The sequence below is a fragment of the Aeromonas sp. QDB20 genome, from assembly GCF_027707805.1.
Taxonomy (GTDB): Bacteria; Pseudomonadota; Gammaproteobacteria; order Enterobacterales; family Aeromonadaceae; genus Aeromonas; species Aeromonas dhakensis.
Map to the genome: position 1 here is coordinate 293,604 of NZ_JAPCJC010000003.1, position 19,537 is coordinate 313,140.

Consider the following 19,537-nt stretch of genomic DNA (forward strand, 5'->3'; position numbering starts at 1 on the left):
TGCTTGGTGTAGCGCTGCCTCGAGTCGGCGCCCTCTTCTTTACTTGATGGGCGTCGTGATGCCGAGCCGGAACAGAGTTGCCTGGCTGGTATCGGTCAGCTCGCCAACCCCCACCACGCTCCACAGCTCCTCTTCCAGCTTCTTGGCCTTGTGAATGGCGAACTTGGCAATGTAGTCCAGCTCGTTGGCGATGAAGTTGGTATCGGGGCGGCCGGTACGGGAGATGCCGACCAGCACCGAGTAGAACTCCCCCTGGCGCAGCGCCTGCTCGATGAAGCTGCGCTTCTCCGCCACGTTCTGGAAGCTGCTGGCGAGCCGGCTGGTGAAGATGGGCAGGCCGGTCGCCGTCTGCAGACTGGCGATATAAACCTCCTCCTCCTGCGGCTGATCCTCGCGCTCGATGGCCCGCAGCGGGTTCATGATGAGCTGCTTGAGCAACTCCCCCTGGAACAGCGGGTAGAGGTTGTCCTGATCGCCCTGCTCGGCACAGGCCTTGAGCAGCCGCGACAGGCTGCGCGGCTGCGGCGCATGGCCGACCGAGGCCGGCTTGGGTGCACCCTTGAGCTTGTTGATGTAGACCGGGGTGCAGAAGACGTGGTGGGTATAGATGTTGCGCAGTGCCCGCGCCATGCCGCGATAACGGCGCTGCTCCTGGGCCGCTTTGAGCTTGTTCTGGTTGCTCTCGATCAGCAGCTTGAAGAACTGGCGGCCGGTGTGGCGCTCGGGATCCCCCTCGATGCACAGATGCAGCACGGTGCGGGTCAGGTTGATGCTGACCAGCCGGTAGGGGAGGCGTTGCAGATCCATGCTCTTGGAGAGTTCCTGCAGGCGCGGCAGGGCGATGGTGACTATGTCGTCCTTCGCTCCCTCGAACGGCTCTTCCAGCTCGATTTGCATGCCGTGGGCCGAGATGTCGCGGGTCCAGCCGAGCCAGGCCCGGCCATTGTGCTTGATGGCGACGGCGGTCTTGTGGATGTAGCGAGCCTCCTTGCGCAGCTGGACATAGTGCAGCGTCTCGATCTCGAAGGGGGCGGCACTGCTGTCGTGACCGAAGCGCTGCAGCTCGTTGGCGTTGTGCTGGCTGCTGGCGTCGAACTGGAACTCTTCCCGCTGGCTGTCGAGGCCGACTTGCTGCAGCAGGCCGACGTAGCTTATCTGCTTGAGCCGCTCCTGCAGCAGCATGTCCTGCAGCTGGGGACTCTCCTTGCCCTGCTGACTGGCCAGATCGGCCTCGTGCAGATCGCAGCGTTCCAGACTGAACTTGTAGACTCGCCAGCTGGGGCGACGGGCCCCGACCTGGAAGAAGAGCGACATCAGGCCGCTTTGCAGCAGCTCCTCCCGGGTGGCGGAGAAGAAGTAGAGGTGGCTGCGCACCGAGTGGGTAAAGCAGTAGATCAGGGTCTCTTTCAATTCTCCCTTCGCTGGCAACAGGGCTTGCATGCGGGTGGCCGAGAACAGGCTGGCGAGCATATCGCGGTTCTTGGCGTCGCGCCAATACTCCAGGATGTGCTGGTTGTTCTCGGTACGCAGGGCGATCTCGAGGCTGGGACTGTCGCCCGAGCCGAAGAACAGCGGCATGCCGGTCATGCGCGGCAGGTAGAACTGCTCATACCCCTTGATGATGGCGGCGGAGAGCAGGTAGTCGACGCTGACCCGGTAGCGGCTCTTGTTGCTCTCGATGAAATCGTTCAGAAACTGGTCGAAGGCCGGGTGCTCGCCAGTCTTGATCAGCCTGAGCCAGTATTTCCCCTCCTTGCTCTCTTCCCCGAGGATCTGGTAGCTGACCGAATGGTGCAGGACCGGGTTTGGGTGATCCCGCTCCAGCCCGGTGAAGAACACCTCGACCTGAGCGCCGGTCTGGTAGTTGGGCAGATAGGGCACCGAAACCCGGATCCCGCCTAGAGAGAGATCGGAACTCTTGGCGAACAGCTTGTCGCCATCGGCGAACTTGATCACCACGGGGGAGCTGAAGTGCATCCGCTCCTGGCGCCGGCCATAGTAGCTGGCAAAGGAGATGGGATTGACATCGTACTGGCGAAACGGGCTGACGGGGGGCTGGAGTTGGCCGTCGTTCTTGCCATGCTGGTATTTTTGCCAGTATTGCAGCGCTTCGTAGACCCCCAGGGTGTAGTCATCCTTGTAGAGGTAGCACTGGGACTGGAACAGGCCGATGGCCTCGGCCGGCATGAAATGGGTGATCCCTTCGAACTCGTGCACCAGGCACTCATCGCCCAGCTCGTCGCGCATGTCGATGACCCGGCGGCAGGGGGTGCATTTGCGTTTGAGCTCCATCTTGATCAGAAAACGGCTGTTGCTGTTCTCGTCCTGGGTCAGGCGATTGAAGATGTCATCGAAATCCTTTTCTCTGAGCAGAGGAATAAGTTGTTCAATCAGGTGCTGTTGTTGTTCTGATTCCATGTGTTCCTGCCACGGAAAGTCACTTTTCCGATTCTGGGTTTGATCTGTCGGTCGCAAACAAGTATATCAAGCAGGAATTCATCCTGTCCCCGAGTTATCCATGGCCAAAAACAAAACTGCCTATGTTTGTACCGAATGTGGCGCCGACTTCACACGCTGGCAGGGCCAGTGCAGTGAGTGCAAGGAGTGGAACACCATCAGCGAGGTGCGCCTCGGCTCGGTGACCCCGGGCAAGAGCGCCCGCTACAGCGGCTATGCCGGCGCCGTCGGCAGCCAGGTCCAGACGCTGGCGGAGATCGCCACCACCGAGATCCCCCGCTTCTCTTCCGGCTTCAAGGAGCTGGATCGGGTGCTTGGCGGCGGCGTGGTGCCGGGGTCGGCCATCCTGATCGGTGGCAACCCGGGGGCGGGCAAGTCGACCCTGTTGCTGCAGACCATGTGCGGCCTGGCCGAGCGAATGAAGACCCTGTACGTCACCGGTGAGGAGTCGTTGCAGCAGGTGGCGATGCGGGCATCGCGTCTCGGCCTGCCCACCGACAAGCTGCGCATGCTGTCGGAGACCTCGGTCGAGCAGATCTGCCTGATTGCCCAGCAGGAGCAGCCACAGATCATGGTCATCGACTCCATCCAGGTTATGCATGTGGCGGATGTGCAGTCGGCGCCGGGGTCCGTCTCCCAGGTGCGGGAAGCGGCGGCCCTGCTGACCCGCTATGCCAAGCAGAATCACGTCGCCATCTTCATGGTGGGCCACGTGACCAAGGATGGCACCCTGGCCGGTCCCAAGGTGCTGGAGCACTGCATCGACTGTTCCGTGCTGCTCGACGGCAGCCACGACTCCCGCTTTCGCACCCTGCGCTCCCACAAGAACCGCTTCGGGGCGGTCAACGAGCTGGGGGTCTTCGCTATGACGGGGCAGGGGATGCGGGAAGTGAGCAACCCTTCCGCCATCTTCCTCAGTCGCGGTGAGGAGCAGGCGCCCGGCTCCATCGTGATGGTGATCTGGGAGGGCACGCGTCCGCTGCTGGTGGAGTTGCAGGCGCTGGTGGACTACTCCCAGCTCTCCAATCCGCGTCGGGTGGCGGTGGGGATGGATCACAACCGGCTCGCCATGCTGCTGGCAGTGCTGCATCGCCACGGCGGGCTGCAGATGGCGGATCAGGATGTCTTCATCAACGTGGTCGGCGGGGTCAAGGTAGAGGAGACCAGTGCGGATCTGGCCCTGTTGCTGGCCATGGTCTCCAGTTTTCGCGATCACTCCCTGCCCAAGGATCTGGTGGTGTTCGGCGAGGTGGGGTTGTCCGGCGAGATCCGGCCCGTGCCGTCCGGCCAGGAGCGGCTGCAGGAGGCGGCCAAGCATGGCTTCCGCCGGGCCATAGTGCCGCACGCCAATGCCCCCAAGCATCCCATCGAGGGCATGGAAGTGGTGCCGGTCAAGAAGCTGGCCGATGCCCTGGAGGCCTTGTAATCGACATAGTGGCCGTAGGCAGGCAATAAAAAGGAGCGCAATGGCGCTCCTTTTTACATTGAATGTACCGCTCAGGGGTGAGGGTGTTCGAGATGTTCGCTCAGCAACTGTTCCAGCTCCCGGTGCAGCAACTCTTCATCGCCGACGTTGAGCTCGATCATCCGTTTGAGATGGGTGGCACTGTCGATGTCGATATGATGGCAGTAGAACCCAAGCTTCTTGCTGGCTTCATGGGTCAGCATGACCTGCATCTTGATCTCGATGTCACTGCCGCTCAGCACGAAGCTGAGTGAGTACTCTTTGTCGTCATTGCTTTCCCAGTCATCGGGCCGGATCAGCAGGGCGCCCTGCAGGGAAATATCGACCAGCTGGGTCCGCCATTTTTTATCGCCCTGGACGAGATCGGCCATGGTCAAGTAAAGGATCCGTGAAAAACGGCGACGCTCGGACATTCTCATCTCCTGTCAGCAATAGGTACGGGTGCTATAGGTCATGACATAGAGTGTAATGCACCTTGCACATCAGGATCTTGAACTGGCTCCGAAATTGGATATCAAACCTGTTGGGCGCTGAGTGACTCTACTACCTGCAGTGCCTTGATCAACCGATCTTCCTGCTTGAAACGATCTTCCAGCACGGGGCCAAGCTGGTTCAAGTCTTCATCCAGCAGCAGCATCTGGGCCTCGTCCGCGTTGCTGTACTTGTCGTTGAACTCCAGCGCGAACTCGGTGCAGGCGCGGATATGGGGGTAGATGCGCTTGGCCAGCTCCAGCTTGTCGCCGCTGGCCTGTTCGAAAGCGGTTACCACATGGTGGTAGATCTCGAAGTGGCCGGCGCTGACGTAGTCGACCAGCTGTTCGCAGAAACTTTGCAGTTCCACATGGCCCGGGAGCGAGCGCTGCTTGCTGTTGCGGGTGGGTTTCAAGCCGGCAAGCCGCATGTACTCGACCAGTAGTGCCTGTCTGGCGTCCAGCCAGTCATCGATAGCTCTGTGCTTTCCTGCCAATGCGCGTTTGGTTTGTTCCAGTTCAGTTAACATACTCCCTCCGTGGGGCATAGGCATGGAGTGCTATCGTGACAGGCCTCCGGCCTTTTTATGGACTGACGACACCTTCCTATAACTAGGGAAAATCCGGTTGACCGTCAATAGGGGCATGGGGATATTGTTACACCGGGTGGTGTTTTGGTTACAAGGCGCCATCATTTGCTCTCCTCTTCCCGTCAATTACGATCACGAAGGGGCGAGATATGTGACTATTTCCGCAGATCTTGATGAAAACCCCAGCATTCAAGCCAATCCGGCTGATAAAGCCTTTGCCTGAGTGTTTTTTTTTGAATAGAGTGGCCCGGTGCTAAATGCCCGATCATAAAGGAAATGTTATGAACAAAGCTCAACTTGTCGATGCAATTGCAGCCAAAGCAGATCTGAGCAAAGCTCAGGCCAAAGTTGCTCTGGAAGAGATCATCAATGGTATTACCCAGAGCCTGAAAGAAGGTGATGCTGTGCAGTTGGTGGGTTTTGGTACCTTCAAGGTGAACCATCGCGCTGGCCGTACCGGTCGCAATCCGCAAACTGGTAAAGAGATCCAGATTGCAGCCGCGAATGTGCCGTCCTTTGTGGCAGGCAAGGCGCTCAAAGACGCCGTCAAGTAATCCCCCAAAACCCGGCGCCAGCCGGGTTTTTTATTGCCATCGTCAGCGGAAATTGTTTCAGATACACTCAAGATATGGCGTGCGCTGTAGTGAGGTGGATGATGGAACAGAAAAATGCCATTCGGCAGGTTGCCGTGCCTTGGGCTCCGTCCCGCCAACTCCCCCCGGGCCTGGTTGTGGCCGAACTTCATCAGGATATCTGGAGCGATTCCCTTACCATCATGCTAGGCAGGGCTCGCAGCATCGATCTGCCGCCGCAGATCCTGTGCCGGGTCTATTTCCGGCATATCTTCGCGGTGCGGGTCATGGAGGATTGCGATCTGGCCGAGGGCAAGGATAGTCATGCCATCGAGGAGCAGATCCAGCTCATCACCCCGTCCCGGTTTGCCAGCTGGTTCCATCAGGAGTCGGACGGCCTGCACCTAGACGAGGATCTGCAGCACTATCGCATCTCGACCTGGGATTACTGCGCCGATGTGCTGACCTCCAGGGCGCCCGAGCTGCAGTTCGTGGACAAAGGCGATTAGCGAGGCTGAAGAGACAATAAAAAAACCGGCAACACTGAGTGTTGCCGGTTTTTTATTGGTCGATGCGGGGTGAGTTCAGCCGAGCAGCTGGTCCCGATGCAACCCCAGCACGATGAGCAGGCCGATGAAGTAGAAGGCGCTGATCTTGACGCCCAGGATGGCGAGCAGACCGGCGCAGAGTCGGACGATGGCCTTGTGCAGCCAGGAACCGGTGAAGCGGTACATGGTTACTCCGCCGCTTCGGTGGCGGCGAATTCCGGCACCTTGGCCATGGCATCCAGCACCACCTGGATATCTGCTCCTGGCTTGCAGGCATTTTCGCTCAGGTGACGGCGCCAGGCGCGAGCCCCCTGCATGTTCTGGAACAGCCCCAGCATGTGGCGGGTCATGTGGGAGAGATAGTTGCCCTTGGCCAGCTCCTGTTCGATATAGGGCAGCATCATCCGCACCACCTCGTGGCGACTCGGCACGGCGTTGTGCTGGCCGAATACTAGATTGTCCACCTGCGCCAGAATGTAGGGGTTCTGATAGGCCTCGCGCCCCATCATGACGCCATCCAGGTGCTGCAGGTGCTCGAGGGTCTGCTCCAGGGAGGTGACGCCGCCGTTGATGGCGATGGTGAGATCCGGGTAATCCTGTTTGACCCGGTAGACGCGGGGATAGTCGAGCGGCGGGATCTCGCGGTTCTCCTTGGGGCTCAGACCGCTCAGCCAGGCCTTGCGGGCATGGACGATGAAGGTATCGCAACCGGCGTCGCGCACCTGCTCGATGAAGGCCTGCAGAAATTCATATGAGTCCTGATCGTCGATGCCGATGCGGGTCTTCACCGTCACCGGAATGTCGACCAGGTCGCGCATCGCCTTGACGCAGTCGGCCACCAGTGCGGGCTCTCCCATCAGGCAGGCGCCGAAGCGGCCATTCTGTACCCGATCGGAGGGGCAGCCAACGTTGATATTCACCTCGTCATAGCCACGCTCCTCGGCCAGCTTGGCGCAGCGTGCGAGATCGGTCGGATTGCTGCCACCCAGTTGCAGGGAGATGGGATGTTCCTGCTCGCTGTACCCCAGGTAATCCCCCTTGCCGTGAATGATGGCGCCGGTGGTCACCATCTCGGTATAGAGCAAGGTCTGGCGAGTCATCAGACGATGGAAATAACGGCAATGCCGATCGGTCCAGTCCAGCATGGGGGCGATGGAAAAACGCTGCGCCTGCATAAAAATCATCCGGGTTGGCTAAACAAAGGGGGCGGATTTTACCACAACGTGAGGCAGCCCCAGAAAATGAATTTTGTCACCGCGCCAAAGGGGGCCCTGTGATAGTATCCGGCTAATAAAAAGGGTAATTGCGTGATCATGAATCAAGACCAACTTTTACAACGAGCCGAACGACTCTGCGAACAACGCGGGATCCGCTTCACCCCTACCCGACGTCAGGTGTTCAGGCTGCTGGCTGCCCATGGCAATGCCATCAGCGCCTATGATTTGTTGGCCCAGTTGCAGCAGACAGAGGCCCACGCCAAGCCGCCGACCGTTTATCGGGCGCTCGATTTTCTGCTCGAACAGGGTTTTGCCCACAAGGTGGAGTCGCTCAACGCCTTCATATTCTGCTGTCACTTCGACCATGCCCACCCGATGCAGTTGCTCATCTGTGACCAGTGCGGCGAGGTGGTCGAGCTGCATGATCCGGCGATCGATGGCGCGTTTTCCGAGCAAGCCAAGTTGCATGGCTTTACTATTACCAATAAGACGATTGAGGCACATGGCCAATGTGCTCGCTGTACGCCCACTGTAGGAAGTCAACATGAAGGCTGATTTTGTAAACCCGTTCCTGCTCTCCCTGCTCAATGTGCTCTCCACCATGGCACAGCTTGAGCTCAAGCCGGGCAAACCCAAGCGCAAGATGGACGAGCTGGCGCGCGGTGATGTCTCCGGCCTCATCGGCATGGTCGGCCCGCAGACCCGGGGATCCCTCTCCATCAGCTTCGAGAAGGGGCTGGCACTGGAGATCATGCGCCGCATGCTGGGCGAGGCGCCGGCCACCATCAATGAAGAGGTGACCGACATGGTGGGCGAGATCACCAACATGGTGACCGGCGGTGCCAAGCGCATGCTGGGGGAGAAGGGGTATGAATTCGACATGGCGACTCCCATCATCGTCTCCGGTCTCAACCACACCATCACCCATCGTGCCGACGGCACCAAGATCATGATGCCGTTTGAATCAGATTACGGTCGGGCAACCATCGAAATCTGCTTCGAGTAACCCTATGTGGAAAGCGCTGAAATGGTTCTTCATCGGCTGGGCCCTGCTGCTTATCCTATCTGACATCGAGATCACCACCTCGCTCTACAAGTACGAAGACAACCGGGTGCTCGTGAATTTTCCGCGTTGGCAGGCAGCACAGCCCTGGGGAACCTTTGAGTGGCATGCCGGGCGAGTTGAGACCCACTGGTACGGACTGGCCGGCAAACCCAAACCGGATCCGCTGCTGTAACGGCAGACCCCGCCCAACGAAAGAGGCCAGCTGATGCTGGCCTCTTTCGTTATTGGCTGACGGGTCAAGCGGCTTCTGCCGCCAGCGCCTCGCGGGGGCGTTGCAGCATGCCGAGGCCGCAGGTCAGCAAGGTCGGCAGCAACCAGGCCAGCCCCTTGTCGAACAGCGGCAGGAAGGCGAACGCATCCATCTGCATGCCGGCAGCGCCCAGCCCGTCCAGGCAGCCGAACAGGAAAGCCACCAGCAGCACGGCGCGAAACGCCAGCCGTGGTCGACCGAAACGGCCCTGTGCAAAGGTGACCAGCACCAGCGCGATGGCGACCGGATAGATGGCGACCAGGATCGGAATGGAGAGGCTGATGAGCTGGCTCAGCCCGACGTTGGCCACCATGATGGAGACGCATCCCATCAGCAGTACCCACTTGCGGTATGTCCAGCCGGCCAGACCGTGGAAGTAGTCGGCGCTGGCGCAGAGCAGGCCGACCGCGCTGGTGAAGCAGGCCAGGGTAATGATGGTGGCCAGGATCAACTGACCGGAGTGGCCAAACAGGCTCAGCACGTAGGCGTTGACGATGGCGCCGCCATTGTCGACGCTGGTCACCACGCCTGCTGCGCTGTTGCCGAGGTAGAACAGGGAGATGTAGACCGCCGAGAGACCAACCGCCGAGATGAGCCCTGCGATGGTCAGGTACTTGAACTGGCTCGGGTAGTCTTCGATCCCCCTGCGTTGCAGCAGGCCGATGATGAGGGCGCCAAACATCAGGGAGCCGAGGGTATCCATGGTGTTGTACCCCTCCAGCATGCCCTTGATGAGCGGCGTATCCATATAGTCGCCGCTGGCCTCTGGCTGGGTGCCTTGCGGGTCAACCAGGACCCCGATCGCCAGGATCAGCAGCATCACCATCAAGACAGGGGTCATGTATTTGCCCACCGCATCCAGCAGCCTGCCTCGGTTCAGCGATACCAGGATCACCAGTGTGAAGAAGAGCAGGCTGTAGAGCAGCAGACCGTGCTGGCCGGCGTCACCCAACCAGGGCTTGAGCCCCATTTCATAAGCCACCAGGCCGGTACGGGGGGTGGCGAAGGCCGGCCCCATGATGATGTAGATGGCAATGGCCAGCGCCGTGGCTGCCCAGGTCGGCAGATGGCGGGTCATCGCCGTCCAGCCACTGCTGCCCTGTCCGGCGCTGCCTCTGGCAACGGCGACCAGGGTCAGCAGAGGCAGACCCACCGCCGTCAGCAGAAAACCGACCATGGCGGCCAGCAGATGCTCACCGGCCATGAAGCCGGCCAGCGGTGGAAAAATGATGTTGCCTGCCCCTAGATAGAACGCAAACGTCATAAAACCCAGTCCGAATATGTCGGACAACTTCAGTGATTTCGTCAAACCTGACCTCATCTGCCTTATCAGCTTGTTCTTGTTGATTGCACCCACTGCCTGGCAGATAACCGGATAACAATGCTTCCCTCTCCTGTGCCATCGGAAGATTGTCACAGGAGTACCGTCTTGAGCATAAAGAAGAGATATTTGATCTCAATCACACATTAATATCTTGAAACAATTTAGTTGGCCAGAATAAATCACCGATAGAACTGCAGTTGGCGGAAGCGAGAGGGCAGAGCGGGAAAGGGCGTGTCTGCATGGCATAGCTGACGGGAAACCATGCCGGGCGAGATGGCACACAAACAAAAGAGCCTGCACAAGGCAGGCTCTTTGACATGGGCGGGAGCGAAATCAGGCGGCTTCGGCAGCCAATTTCTCGCCGGAGCGTACCAGCATCCCGAGGCCACAGGCCAGCAGAGTCGGCAGCAACCAGGCCAGGCCCTTGTCGAACAGCGGCAGGAAGGCGAAGGCATCCATCTTCATGCCGGCGGCACCCAGGCCGTCCAGGCAGCCAAACAGGAAGGCAACCATCAATACGCCACGGAACACCAGGCGCGGGCGACCGAAGTAACCCTTCAGGAAGGTGACCAGTACCAGCGCAACCGCAACCGGGTAGATGGCGACCAGCACCGGGATGGAGAGGCTGATGAGCTGGCTCAGACCCACGTTGGCCACTACGGCGCAGATGACGCCCAGCAAGACCACCAGCTTCTTGTAGCTCATGCCGGTGAGGTTGTGGAAGAAGTCCGAGCAGGCGGAGATCAGACCCACGGCGGTGGTGAAGCAGGCCAGGGTGATGATGGCGGCCAGGATGAACTGACCCGGCTGGCCGAACAGGCTCAGTACGTAGGCGTTGACGATGGCGCCGCCGTTGCTGACGTCGGTGGCGACGCCGGCAGCCGTATTGCCCAGCTGGAACAGGGAGACATAGACCACGGAGAGGCCGATGGCGGAGATGATGCCGGCGATGGCCAGGTACTTGAACTGGCTACGGTAGTCCTGGATGCCTTTCTGGCGCAGCAGGTCGACGATCAGGGCACCGAACATCAGGGACGCCAGGGTGTCCATAGTGTTGTAGCCTTCCAGGATCCCTTTCACGAAGGGGCCGTTCTGATAGTCACCGGAAGAGACGGGCATGGAGCCTTGCGGCGCCACGAATACACCGATGGCCAGAGTCAGTAGCAACAGCATCAGCAGCGGAGTCAGGTATTTGCCGATGGCGTCCATCAGCTTGCCCTGATTCAGAGAGACCAGAATGGCCACCCCGAAGAACAGCACTGTGTAGGCAAACAGGCCGGCTTGGCCCATGTCGCCGATGAAGGGTTTGAGGCCCATCTCGTAGGCCACCAGACCGGTACGGGGGGCGGCGAAGGCCGGGCCGATGATGATGTAGATGGCGACGGCCAGTGCGGTGGCCACGCCGGCCGGCAGCAGCTTGGTCATGCCGGCCCAGCCGTTGCCGGCCTTGGCGACGGCAATGATGGTGATGAGGGGCAGACCCACGGCGGTCACCAGGAAGCCCAGCATGGCCAGAGAGAGGTGCTCACCCGCCATGTAGCCGGCCAGCGGCGGGAAGATGATGTTACCGGCGCCCAGATAGAACGCGAAGGTCATGAAGCCCAGTCCGAGCACGTCGGACAATGTGAGTGATTTCGTCAAGTTCAACCTCGTCTGTCTTGTAAACTATTGCTTGTTATAGTTTTTTATTGGTCGGTGACCGGCGTTGTTCAGGGGTAAAAAAAAGGAGCCCCGCTTGTTTTTTCATCGTAACCAGTGGTTTGAGCTGGTCTGGAGCGGGCGCTCGTTTAGGAGTCAGCATAATGGCGTGAAAAAATAGTTCAAGACGAAATTTACATCTTCAAATAGAAGGGGCTGGTCAGTTGGATATATCTGTCGGAATAGGTTCCCTCAGCAGAATGGATCACAATTTCACCCCTATCACACCTGTTTAATCCTCTGCCAAGTAGCAATAAAACACGATTTGCCTCTTTTCCCGCCCTGGTGATAACAGCTGTATAACAAACGGCATGCAGATCATAATCCGCCGAAATGCATAAAATTTCATCGGCCATGACCGTCGGCACGACCAGTGCGACCTGACCATCGGGGGTCAGCAAGCGGTCGCAGGCGGCCAGCAGAGCATGGCTGTCGAGGGCGCCGGTATGGCGGGCCATCGCCCTGGCCGGATCGCGAAATGACTGGCCCGCCCCGAAGTAGGGGGGGTTGGCGACGATGAGATCGTAAGGGTCGGCCTGATACCCCTGAATGGCGCTCTCTATGATGGTGACCCGCCGCGGCCAGGGGGAGGCGGCTGCGTTCTCGCGGGCCTGCTGCGCCGCATGCTTATCCAGCTCCACCGCATCGATGCGGCAATCGGCGTGGCTGCGTTGGGCCAGCATCAGGGCGATGAGGCCGCTGCCGGTGCCAATGTCGAGGATCCGGCGGGCCTTGCCGAGCGGTGCCCAGGCGCCCAGCAGAATGCCGTCGGTGCCCACCTTCATGGCGCAGCGATCGTGCTCGACGTGAAACTGTTTGAAGGTAAAACCGCTGTTTCGTGCCATCCGACTCCCGTCCTGTACCCGCCTCGCAGAAAATGGTCGGCGATTATAGCGGCTAAGGCACAGTCACCATAGGAGCCGACGACATAATCGCCTATAATCTGCCGTTTCCTTAATGACCGAGTATTGCCATGAGCCAGTCCTTTGATGATTTCGACCTGAATCCAGCCCTCAACCGGGCCTTGGCCGAGATGGGTTTCACCCGCCCCACCACCATCCAGCAGATGGTGCTGGAGCCAGCCCTGGACGGCCGCGATATTCTGGCATCCGCCCCGACCGGCACCGGCAAGACCGCCGCCTTCCTGTTGCCGGCGCTCCAGCATCTGCTGGACTTCCCGCGCCGCAAGCCGGGCCCCTGCCGCATGCTGGTGCTGACCCCGACCCGCGAGCTGGCGCTGCAGGTGACCGCTCACGCCAAGGCGCTGGCTGCCCACACCAATCTCAGCATCGAGACCATCATTGGCGGCGTCAGCCACGAAGAGCAGCTGCCGGCCCTGACCAAGACCACCGACATCGTGGTGGCCACCCCGGGTCGTCTGCTCGAGTACATCGAGAAAGAGGAGTTCGAGAGCCACGACATCGAGGTGCTGGTGCTGGATGAAGCGGATCGCATGCTGGACATGGGCTTCATCAAGGACGTGAACCGCATCGTCGAAGAGGCGCGCTATCGCAAGCACACCATGCTCTTCTCTGCCACCCTGGAAGGGGCAGGCCTCGAGAAGTTCGCCAGCGAGATCCTCAAGGAGCCGGTGGAGCTGCACGCCGAGCCGCCGCGCAGCGAGCGTCGCCCCATCACCCAGTGGGTTCACTTGGCCGACGACGCTGCCCACAAGCTGGCGCTGCTGGTGCACATCCTGAAGAACCCGGAAACCCAGAAGGCCATCATCTTCGTCAAGACCCGCGAGCGGCTGGCGGAGCTCTCCGGCCAGCTGCAGGCGGCGGGCGTGCCCTGCGCCTGGATCCGTGGCGAGATGGAGCAGGCCAAGCGCATCGAGTCGATCCGCAAGTTCCATGAAGGGGAGGTGCCCTTCCTCATCGCCACCGACGTTGCCGCCCGCGGCATCGACCTGCCGAATGTCAGCCATGTAATCAACTACGACATGCCTTATGGCGCCGATGTTTACGTTCACCGTATCGGCCGTACCGGCCGCGCCGGCAACCGCGGTTGTGCCATCAGCCTGGTGGAGGCCCACGACATGGCCATGGTGGCCAAGATCGAACGCTACACCGAAGAGCGCCTCAAGCGTCGGGTGATCGACGAGCTGCGTCCCAAGCACAAGGAGGCGCGGGTGCCGGTGAAGAAGAAAAAGCCGAAGGACGACAAGAAGAAGTCTGCCAAGAAGAAAAAGAAGTAAGCCTGCCCGCCACAACGGCCATCCCCGGATGGCCGTTGTGCTTTTTGGCGTTTGATGGGTCAGATGTCGGGCAGAAAAAAGCCGACGCATAAACGTCGGCCAATAAAAAGTGCTTACAACAGAGGATTCACCTATTCAGACTGGAGGATCCTGAAATTGGTTCCCTCGGGTCGTAATTAATTTTCAGCGCGTTTGAACATCAGGGTGTTGGCGTCGGACTCTTCCGGTACGAAGTAGTAGCCATCGGTGTTGAACCCGGTCAGCTGTTCCACCTTGGTGAGTCGGTGCTTGATGATGTGACGGGCCATCATGCCGCGCGCCTTCTTGGCGTAGAAGCTGATGATCTTGAACTGGCCGTTCTTCTCGTCCTTGAACATCGGCGTGATGATGCGCCCCTGCAGGGCCTTGGGGCGTACCGACTTGAAGTACTCGTCGGAGGCGAGATTGATCAGCACCTCGTCCCCCTGGGCGGCTAGCGCCTTGTTCAGGTGTTCGGTGATGATGTCGCCCCAAAACTGATAGAGATCCTTGCCGCGCGCGTTGTCGAGCCGAATGCCCATCTCCAGCCGGTAGGGCATCATCAGATCGAGCGGACGCAGCACCCCGTAGAGACCAGAGAGCATGCGCAGATGGGCCTGAGCGAAGTCGAGATCCGCCTCGCTGAAATCTTCCACCGCCAGCCCCGTGTAGACATCCCCCTTGAACGCCAGCAGTGCCTGACGGGCGTTGGCCGGGGTGAAATCAGGCTGCCAGTCGGCAAAACGGGCGGCGTTGAGGCCGGCCAGCTTGTCGCTGATCTTCATCAGGCTGGCGATCTGGTCCGGGCTCAACTGGCGGGCACGGCCGATCAGTTCGGCGGAGTGGTCCAGCAGCTCGGGTTGGGTGAAACGGGAAGTCACCAGCGGCGACTCGTAGTCCAGCGTCTTGGCCGGGGAAACCACAATCAGCATAACGATCCTTTATAGCAGTGACGCACGCCCCTCATTCATCCAGGGTGACGTTGTCGAGTGTGCCTGAACCCAGCTGTTCTCGGCCCGACAGCTTGATCAGCAGTCGCAGGTCGTTGGCCGAGTCGGCATGGGCAAGGGCCTCACTGTAGCCAATTTGGCCGGCACAGAACAGGGCGAACAGCGCCTGGTCGAAGGTCTGCATGCCGAGTTCGGTGGACTTGGTCATCACCTCCTTGAGGCGGTGCATCTCCCCCTTGCGGATGATGTCGGTGATGAGCGGGGTGTTGAGCAACACCTCGAAGGCGGCAAAACGACGCCGTCCATCCGGGCTGGGCAGCAGTTGCTGGGCCACGATGGCGCGCAGATTGAAGGAGAGATCAAACAGGAACTGACGGTGTTTCTCCTGGGGCACCAGGTGCAGGATGCGATCAAGCGCCTGGTTGGCGTTGTTGGCATGCAGGGTGGCGAGGCAGAGGTGACCGGTCTCGGCGAACTGCAGGGCAAACTCCATGGTCTCCTGGCTGCGGATTTCGCCGATCAGGATAACGTCCGGCGCCTGACGCAGCGAGCTCTTCAGCGCCACGTCGAACGATGCTGTGTCTATGCCCACCTCGCGCTGGGTGATCAGGCTGCGGCCGTGCTGATGCACGAACTCCACCGGATCTTCCACCGTCAGGATGTGGCCGTCCACATGCTGGTTGCGATAGCCGATCATGGCCGCCTGGGTGGTGGACTTGCCGGCGCCGGTGGCACCGACGAACAGCACCAGTCCGCGCTTGGCCAGGGCTATCTCCTGCAAGATGGGGGGCAGTGCCAGCTCGTCGAAGGTGGGGATGCGGGTCTCAATGCGGCGCAGCACCATGCCCGGCAGCTCCTGCTGCCAGAAGGCGCTGACCCGAAAACGGCCAAGCTCCTCGCGGTGGATGGCGTAGTTGGCCTCCTTGGTGCGCAGGTAGCGCTCGAAGTGCTCCGGGCTCAGGGTCTCCTTCACCAGCGCCAGTGCCCTTGCCTTGTCGAGGGGCGCTTCTGCCAGCGACTGCAGGTGGCCATTGACCTTGAGGGTCGGCGGCGTGCCGACCGTGATGAACAGATCCGAGCCTTTGCGGGCGACCAGCTCGGTCAGCAGGGCATCCAGATTCATAACGACTCCTTCCCTAGATTCGTCGTGGTTAGATGGTGTTGGGATCGACCGCCTTGGCCTTGGCATCCAGCGCCGCCACCATGCCGCGGCTCACCAGCTGCTTGAGGCTCTGATCCATGGTCTGCATGCCGTGGGTCATCCCGGTCTGGATCACCGAGTAGAGCTGGGCGATCTTGTCCTCCCGTATGAGGTTTCGCACGGCAGGAATACCCATCATGATCTCGTGGGCCGCTACCCGGCCGCCGCCGATGCGCTTGAGCAGGGTCTGGGAGATGACCGCCCGCAACGATTCGGAGAGCATGGAGCGCACCATGTCTTTTTCCGCACCGGGGAAGACGTCGATGATCCGGTCGATGGTCTTGGCCGCCGACGAGGTGTGCAGGGTGCCGAACACCAGGTGACCGGTCTCGGCCGCGGTCATGGCCAGACGAATGGTTTCCAGATCGCGCATCTCGCCCACCAGTATGATGTCCGGGTCTTCCCGCAGCGCCGAGCGCAGGGCGTTGCTGAAGCTCTTGGTGTCGCGGTGCACTTCCCGCTGGTTCACCAGGCAGCGCTTGTTCTCGTGCACGAATTCGATGGGATCCTCGATGGTGAGGATGTGGTGATGGAAGTTCTCGTTGATGTAGTTGACCATGGCCGCCAGGGTGGTGGATTTGCCCGAGCCGGTTGGGCCGGTCACCAGTACTAGGCCGCGGGGGTATTCGGCAATCTTGCGGAAGATCTCCGGGGCATCCAGATCTTCCAGGCTCAGCACAGTACTGGGGATGGTCCGAAATACCGCGCCGGAGCCGCGCGCCTGCTGGAAGGCGTTGACCCGGAAGCGAGCGAGGTTCGGCACCTCGAACGAGAAGTCCACCTCGAAGTTCTCTTCCAGTTCCTTGCGCTGGTGGTCGTTCATGATGTCATAGATGAGGGCGTGTACTTCCCGGTGCTCCAGGGCGGGCAAATTGATCTTGCGAACCTCGCCATCAACCCTGATCATCGGGGGAACCCCGGCCGAGAGGTGTAGATCCGAGGCTTTATGTTTTACACTGAAAGCCAATAACTCTGTGATATCCATAGATTTGTCATTCTCCCATCACAAGATCACGAACGAAACATGAGCCAGATTGCCGAGCACCTGCTTCAGGTAAAGGAACGTATTGTACAAGCCGCCAGCCGCGCTGGCCGACGCGGCGATCACATCCAGCTGCTGGCGGTCAGCAAGACCAAACCGCTGGAGGCCGTTTGCGAGGCCTATGCCGCCGGTCAACGCCGCTTCGGCGAATCCTACGCCCAGGAAGCGGCCACCAAGATAGATACCCTGCGTGAGCAAGGGACCTGTACAGACATAGAGTGGCACTTTATCGGCCCGCTGCAATCGAACAAGTCCAAGCTGGTGGCCGAGCGGTTCGACTGGGTACAGAGCGTGGACAGAGAGAAGCTGATCGAACGCCTCAACAACCAGCGCCCGACCGGGCTCGCGCCGCTAAATGTCTGTCTGCAAATCAATATTAGCGGAGAGAGCAGTAAATCCGGAACGTCGGAACAAGAGATTTTCCGTCTGGCCGAACTGGTCTCCCGCTGCGAGCGGCTGCGGCTGCGCGGTCTGATGGCCATTCCGGAGCACACCAGCGACGAGGTGGTACTGGCTGCCCAGATGGTGCGCATGCAGACTCTGTTCACCGAGCTTGCGCGACAATACCCGGGCGTGGACACCCTCTCGATGGGGATGACCGAGGATCTCGAACTGGCGATCGGCCACGGCAGCACCATGGTGCGGGTCGGTACCGCCATCTTCGGTGCCCGCGACTATTCATGAGCAGGAGCCCGTGATGCGGTGCATGCGGGCTCTGCTTTCTTCAGATCACAGGAGTGTTTGATGCAGTACAGAACCCTCGCCTTTATCGGGGCAGGCAACATGAGCCGCAGCATCATTGCCGGCCTGGTTCAGGCGGGCTACCCGGCTGACCGGATCATTGCCGCCAACCCAAGTCGGCCCAAGCTGGATGCGCTGGCTGGTGACTACGGCATTCGCGTCACCCAGGACAACGCCGAGGCGGCCCGGGCGGCCGAAGTGATCGTGCTGGCGGTCAAGCCGCAGCTGATGGCGGCCATGCTGAGCGCGCTGGTGACGGCGCTGGGCACGCTGGAGGGCAAGCTGCTCATCTCCATCGCCGCCGGCATCAAGGTGGCACGGCTGGCCGAAATGGCGGGCGGCCACGGCCGGATCATCCGCACCATGCCGAACACCCCCTCTCTGCTGGGGCTGGGCATGACCGGGTTGTACGCCCCGCCCGGCATCGAGCAGGCCGATCGTGAGCTGGCCGAGCAGATGATGCAGGCGGTAGGCAAAACCCTCTGGGTGGAGCAGGAGTCCGGCATCAACGGCGTCATCGCCGCGGCCGGCAGTGCGCCTGCCTACTTCTTCCTGTTCATGCAGGCCATCGCCGAGGAGGCCGAGGCCATGGGCTTCTCCCCCGAGCAGGCCCGCCTGCTGGTGCAGCAGACCGCCCTTGGCGCGGCTGCCATGGTCGAGCAGAATCCCGAGCTGTCGCTGCAGACCCTGCGCGAGCAGGTGACCAGCAAGGGCGGCACCACCGCCGAGGCGATCAAGACCTTCCAGCAGCAGGGGCTGATGCCGCTGACTGCGCAAGCCATGCAGGCAGCCGTTGCCCGGGCCGGCGAAATGGAAACCCTGTTCTGAACCCGATTTTCGTTACTCTCAGTTGCAACCTGGAGCCCAGATGAACACTGCTTACTTTCTGATTAATACGATTTTTGACCTCTATCTCATGGTGGTGCTGTTGCGCGTCTGGTTGCAGTGGGCCCGTGCCGACTTCTACAACCCCATGAGCCAGATGGTGGTCAAGCTGACCAATCCGCTGGTGGTGCCGCTGCGCCGGGTCATTCCCGGGCTGGGCGGGCTGGATCTGGCCTCGGTGCTGCTGGCGCTGCTGATCGCCTTCGCCAAGCTGGCGCTGCTCAAGAGTATGAACGTGCTGCTGGCCGACTGGCTCACCCTTAGCCTGTTTGCCGCCCTCACCGTGCTGAAGAAGGCCGGCTCCATGATCTTCTGGGTGCTGCTGATCCGCGCCATCCTGAGCTGGGTCAGCCAGGGTCGCAACCCCATCGAGTACGTGATGCACCAGCTGACCGAGCCCTTCCTGGCCCCTATCCGTCGCATTCTGCCGGCGCTGGGCGGGCTGGATCTCTCCGTGCTGGTCGCCTTTATCGGGCTGCAGGCCATAAACTATCTGTTGGGGGATCTGTTCGGCCAGCTGTGGTGGATGATTTGATGGCAGCCGTCCTGCGGGAAGGGGATGAGCTGGTATTGCATCTGATGATCCAGCCCAAGGCGAGTCGGGATCAGATCGTCGGATTGCACGGAGAAGAGTTGAAAGTGGCCATCACGGCGCCGCCGGTGGATGGTCAGGCCAACAGCCACTTGATCAAGTATCTGGCCAAGCAGTTCAAGGTGGCCAAGGGGCAGGTTCGCATCGTGCGGGGGGAGCTGGGACGGCACAAGACGGTCGCCATCGAGGCGCCCAGGCAGATCCCCGCCGAGGTCAGTGCCCTGCTGGACAATCAGGGTTAACACGAGAAGGAT

The 19,537-nt window shown here is 60.5% G+C and carries 23 protein-coding genes; 12 read left to right on the forward strand and 11 right to left on the reverse strand.

Features of this window, described 5'->3' with window-relative positions; all coding sequences use genetic code 11:
- Positions 1 to 39 precede the first annotated feature (39 nt).
- Positions 40 to 2,418: a PilZ domain-containing protein gene (locus PG897_RS05235; RefSeq protein WP_005305078.1), complete on the reverse strand. Its 2,379-nt coding sequence runs from the start codon at positions 2,416 to 2,418 to the stop codon at positions 40 to 42.
- 100 nt (positions 2,419 to 2,518) lie between these two features.
- Between PG897_RS05235 and radA the strand changes: the two genes are divergently transcribed.
- A complete protein-coding gene (gene radA, locus PG897_RS05240; protein ID WP_005305075.1) occupies positions 2,519 to 3,883 on the forward strand; it encodes a DNA repair protein RadA in 1,365 nt (454 codons plus the stop codon).
- A 71-nt stretch (positions 3,884 to 3,954) separates the two neighbouring features.
- Here the strand turns inward: radA and PG897_RS05245 are convergent, their stop codons facing one another.
- The gene (locus PG897_RS05245) at positions 3,955 to 4,335 is read right to left on the reverse strand and encodes a PilZ domain-containing protein (RefSeq protein ID WP_005305070.1); all 381 of its coding nucleotides are present in this window, start codon (positions 4,333 to 4,335) and stop codon (positions 3,955 to 3,957) included.
- A 101-nt stretch (positions 4,336 to 4,436) separates the two neighbouring features.
- Complete coding sequence (locus tag PG897_RS05250; RefSeq protein ID WP_005305066.1) at positions 4,437 to 4,922, reverse strand: Rsd/AlgQ family anti-sigma factor; 486 nt, start codon at positions 4,920 to 4,922, stop codon at positions 4,437 to 4,439.
- A 97-nt stretch (positions 4,923 to 5,019) separates the two neighbouring features.
- On the opposite strand from PG897_RS05250, the gene PG897_RS05255 reads away from it, so the two are divergent.
- The 3 genes from PG897_RS05255 to PG897_RS05265 all read left to right on the forward strand — a co-directional run bounded on the left by PG897_RS05255 (position 5,020) and on the right by PG897_RS05265 (position 6,063).
- The gene (locus PG897_RS05255; RefSeq protein ID WP_128830359.1) at positions 5,020 to 5,205 is read left to right on the forward strand and encodes a hypothetical protein; all 186 of its coding nucleotides are present in this window, start codon (positions 5,020 to 5,022) and stop codon (positions 5,203 to 5,205) included.
- Between the two features lie 58 nt (positions 5,206 to 5,263).
- Positions 5,264 to 5,536 (forward strand): nucleoid-associated protein HU-alpha, encoded by a 273-nt coding sequence (hupA, locus tag PG897_RS05260; protein ID WP_005305063.1) that lies wholly within the window; start codon positions 5,264 to 5,266, stop codon positions 5,534 to 5,536.
- 101 nt (positions 5,537 to 5,637) lie between these two features.
- Positions 5,638 to 6,063, forward strand: coding sequence for a hypothetical protein (locus PG897_RS05265; RefSeq protein WP_010636148.1), 426 nt, complete (start codon positions 5,638 to 5,640; stop codon positions 6,061 to 6,063).
- A gap of 75 nt (positions 6,064 to 6,138) precedes the next feature.
- On the opposite strand, the gene PG897_RS05270 is transcribed toward PG897_RS05265, so the two are convergent.
- Entirely contained in the window at positions 6,139 to 6,288 is a 150-nt protein-coding gene (locus tag PG897_RS05270) for a hypothetical protein (RefSeq protein ID WP_010636149.1), read from the reverse strand.
- Positions 6,289 to 6,290: 2 nt separating this feature from the next.
- A complete protein-coding gene (gene dusA, locus PG897_RS05275; RefSeq protein WP_043171432.1) occupies positions 6,291 to 7,277 on the reverse strand; it encodes a tRNA dihydrouridine(20/20a) synthase DusA in 987 nt (328 codons plus the stop codon).
- A gap of 138 nt (positions 7,278 to 7,415) precedes the next feature.
- On the opposite strand from dusA, the gene zur reads away from it, so the two are divergent.
- Genes zur through PG897_RS05290 form a run of 3 tightly spaced genes read left to right on the forward strand, consistent with a single transcriptional unit; the run spans position 7,416 to position 8,557 of the window.
- A complete protein-coding gene (gene zur, locus PG897_RS05280; RefSeq protein WP_005305041.1) occupies positions 7,416 to 7,874 on the forward strand; it encodes a zinc uptake transcriptional repressor Zur in 459 nt (152 codons plus the stop codon).
- Positions 7,864 to 8,325 (forward strand): chemotaxis protein CheX, encoded by a 462-nt coding sequence (locus PG897_RS05285; protein ID WP_005305039.1) that lies wholly within the window; start codon positions 7,864 to 7,866, stop codon positions 8,323 to 8,325. Before zur ends, PG897_RS05285 begins: the two co-directional genes overlap by 11 nt.
- Positions 8,326 to 8,329: 4 nt before the next feature.
- Positions 8,330 to 8,557 (forward strand): hypothetical protein, encoded by a 228-nt coding sequence (locus PG897_RS05290; protein ID WP_005305036.1) that lies wholly within the window; start codon positions 8,330 to 8,332, stop codon positions 8,555 to 8,557.
- A gap of 64 nt (positions 8,558 to 8,621) precedes the next feature.
- On the opposite strand, the gene brnQ (PG897_RS05295) is transcribed toward PG897_RS05290, so the two are convergent.
- From brnQ (PG897_RS05295) to PG897_RS05305, 3 genes are all read right to left on the reverse strand, one after another.
- A complete protein-coding gene (brnQ, locus tag PG897_RS05295; RefSeq protein ID WP_052248734.1) occupies positions 8,622 to 9,899 on the reverse strand; it encodes a branched-chain amino acid transport system II carrier protein in 1,278 nt (425 codons plus the stop codon).
- Positions 9,900 to 10,292: 393 nt separating this feature from the next.
- Positions 10,293 to 11,600, reverse strand: a complete 1,308-nt coding sequence (brnQ, locus tag PG897_RS05300; protein WP_005305030.1) for a branched-chain amino acid transport system II carrier protein — start codon at positions 11,598 to 11,600, stop codon at positions 10,293 to 10,295.
- 191 nt (positions 11,601 to 11,791) lie between these two features.
- Positions 11,792 to 12,502: a tRNA1(Val) (adenine(37)-N6)-methyltransferase gene (locus PG897_RS05305; RefSeq protein WP_043171430.1), complete on the reverse strand. Its 711-nt coding sequence runs from the start codon at positions 12,500 to 12,502 to the stop codon at positions 11,792 to 11,794.
- A 128-nt stretch (positions 12,503 to 12,630) separates the two neighbouring features.
- Between PG897_RS05305 and srmB the strand changes: the two genes are divergently transcribed.
- Positions 12,631 to 13,854, forward strand: a complete 1,224-nt coding sequence (gene srmB, locus PG897_RS05310; RefSeq protein WP_010636177.1) for an ATP-dependent RNA helicase SrmB — start codon at positions 12,631 to 12,633, stop codon at positions 13,852 to 13,854.
- Between the two features lie 176 nt (positions 13,855 to 14,030).
- Here srmB and yaaA read toward each other — a convergent pair whose 3' ends face one another.
- Genes yaaA through tapT form a run of 3 tightly spaced genes read right to left on the reverse strand, consistent with a single transcriptional unit; the run spans position 14,031 to position 17,008 of the window.
- Positions 14,031 to 14,804, reverse strand: a complete 774-nt coding sequence (gene yaaA / locus PG897_RS05315; RefSeq protein WP_201880079.1) for a peroxide stress protein YaaA — start codon at positions 14,802 to 14,804, stop codon at positions 14,031 to 14,033.
- Between the two features lie 31 nt (positions 14,805 to 14,835).
- Complete coding sequence (gene tapU, locus PG897_RS05320) at positions 14,836 to 15,945, reverse strand: type IVa pilus ATPase TapU (protein ID WP_010636179.1); 1,110 nt, start codon at positions 15,943 to 15,945, stop codon at positions 14,836 to 14,838.
- Positions 15,946 to 15,973: 28 nt separating this feature from the next.
- Positions 15,974 to 17,008 carry a type IVa pilus ATPase TapT gene (gene tapT / locus PG897_RS05325; protein WP_005305010.1) on the reverse strand — a complete coding sequence of 345 codons (1,035 nt, stop codon included), beginning with the start codon at positions 17,006 to 17,008 and terminating at the stop codon, positions 15,974 to 15,976.
- 39 nt (positions 17,009 to 17,047) lie between these two features.
- Between tapT and PG897_RS05330 the strand changes: the two genes are divergently transcribed.
- From PG897_RS05330 to yggU, 4 genes are read left to right on the forward strand one after another with little or no spacing between them, the layout of a single operon-like run.
- On the forward strand, positions 17,048 to 17,749 hold the full coding sequence (locus PG897_RS05330) for a YggS family pyridoxal phosphate-dependent enzyme (protein ID WP_201880082.1): 702 nt from the start codon (positions 17,048 to 17,050) through the stop codon (positions 17,747 to 17,749).
- Between the two features lie 60 nt (positions 17,750 to 17,809).
- Complete coding sequence (proC, locus tag PG897_RS05335) at positions 17,810 to 18,634, forward strand: pyrroline-5-carboxylate reductase (RefSeq protein ID WP_017780457.1); 825 nt, start codon at positions 17,810 to 17,812, stop codon at positions 18,632 to 18,634.
- A 40-nt stretch (positions 18,635 to 18,674) separates the two neighbouring features.
- Positions 18,675 to 19,226, forward strand: coding sequence for a YggT family protein (locus tag PG897_RS05340; RefSeq protein WP_005305000.1), 552 nt, complete (start codon positions 18,675 to 18,677; stop codon positions 19,224 to 19,226).
- Positions 19,226 to 19,525, forward strand: coding sequence for a DUF167 family protein YggU (yggU, locus tag PG897_RS05345; RefSeq protein WP_005304998.1), 300 nt, complete (start codon positions 19,226 to 19,228; stop codon positions 19,523 to 19,525). The genes PG897_RS05340 and yggU overlap by 1 nt, the downstream gene beginning before the upstream one ends.
- Positions 19,526 to 19,537: the final 12 nt, after the last annotated feature.

Bases quoted from the DNA above. Each gene is read 5' to 3' on its own strand.
- PG897_RS05285 (WP_005305039.1), top strand. From the start codon at position 7,864: ATGAAGGCTGATTTTGTAAACCCGTTCCTGCTCTCCCTGCTCAATGTG.
- dusA (WP_043171432.1), bottom strand. From the start codon at position 7,277: ATGCAGGCGCAGCGTTTTTCCATCGCCCCCATGCTGGACTGGACCGAT.
- tapU (WP_010636179.1), bottom strand. From the start codon at position 15,945: ATGAATCTGGATGCCCTGCTGACCGAGCTGGTCGCCCGCAAAGGCTCG.
- yggU (WP_005304998.1), top strand. From the start codon at position 19,226: ATGGCAGCCGTCCTGCGGGAAGGGGATGAGCTGGTATTGCATCTGATG.
- PG897_RS05265 (WP_010636148.1), top strand. From the start codon at position 5,638: ATGGAACAGAAAAATGCCATTCGGCAGGTTGCCGTGCCTTGGGCTCCG.
- PG897_RS05290 (WP_005305036.1), top strand. From the start codon at position 8,330: ATGTGGAAAGCGCTGAAATGGTTCTTCATCGGCTGGGCCCTGCTGCTT.
- PG897_RS05305 (WP_043171430.1), bottom strand. From the start codon at position 12,502: ATGGCACGAAACAGCGGTTTTACCTTCAAACAGTTTCACGTCGAGCAC.
- PG897_RS05235 (WP_005305078.1), bottom strand. From the start codon at position 2,418: ATGGAATCAGAACAACAACAGCACCTGATTGAACAACTTATTCCTCTG.
- PG897_RS05250 (WP_005305066.1), bottom strand. From the start codon at position 4,922: ATGTTAACTGAACTGGAACAAACCAAACGCGCATTGGCAGGAAAGCAC.
- PG897_RS05270 (WP_010636149.1), bottom strand. From the start codon at position 6,288: ATGTACCGCTTCACCGGTTCCTGGCTGCACAAGGCCATCGTCCGACTC.
- proC (WP_017780457.1), top strand. From the start codon at position 17,810: ATGCAGTACAGAACCCTCGCCTTTATCGGGGCAGGCAACATGAGCCGC.
- yaaA (WP_201880079.1), bottom strand. From the start codon at position 14,804: ATGCTGATTGTGGTTTCCCCGGCCAAGACGCTGGACTACGAGTCGCCG.
- srmB (WP_010636177.1), top strand. From the start codon at position 12,631: ATGAGCCAGTCCTTTGATGATTTCGACCTGAATCCAGCCCTCAACCGG.
- PG897_RS05340 (WP_005305000.1), top strand. From the start codon at position 18,675: ATGAACACTGCTTACTTTCTGATTAATACGATTTTTGACCTCTATCTC.
- PG897_RS05330 (WP_201880082.1), top strand. From the start codon at position 17,048: ATGAGCCAGATTGCCGAGCACCTGCTTCAGGTAAAGGAACGTATTGTA.
- hupA (WP_005305063.1), top strand. From the start codon at position 5,264: ATGAACAAAGCTCAACTTGTCGATGCAATTGCAGCCAAAGCAGATCTG.
- tapT (WP_005305010.1), bottom strand. From the start codon at position 17,008: ATGGATATCACAGAGTTATTGGCTTTCAGTGTAAAACATAAAGCCTCG.
- brnQ (WP_052248734.1), bottom strand. From the start codon at position 9,899: ATGACGTTTGCGTTCTATCTAGGGGCAGGCAACATCATTTTTCCACCG.
- radA (WP_005305075.1), top strand. From the start codon at position 2,519: ATGGCCAAAAACAAAACTGCCTATGTTTGTACCGAATGTGGCGCCGAC.
- zur (WP_005305041.1), top strand. From the start codon at position 7,416: ATGAATCAAGACCAACTTTTACAACGAGCCGAACGACTCTGCGAACAA.
- PG897_RS05245 (WP_005305070.1), bottom strand. From the start codon at position 4,335: ATGTCCGAGCGTCGCCGTTTTTCACGGATCCTTTACTTGACCATGGCC.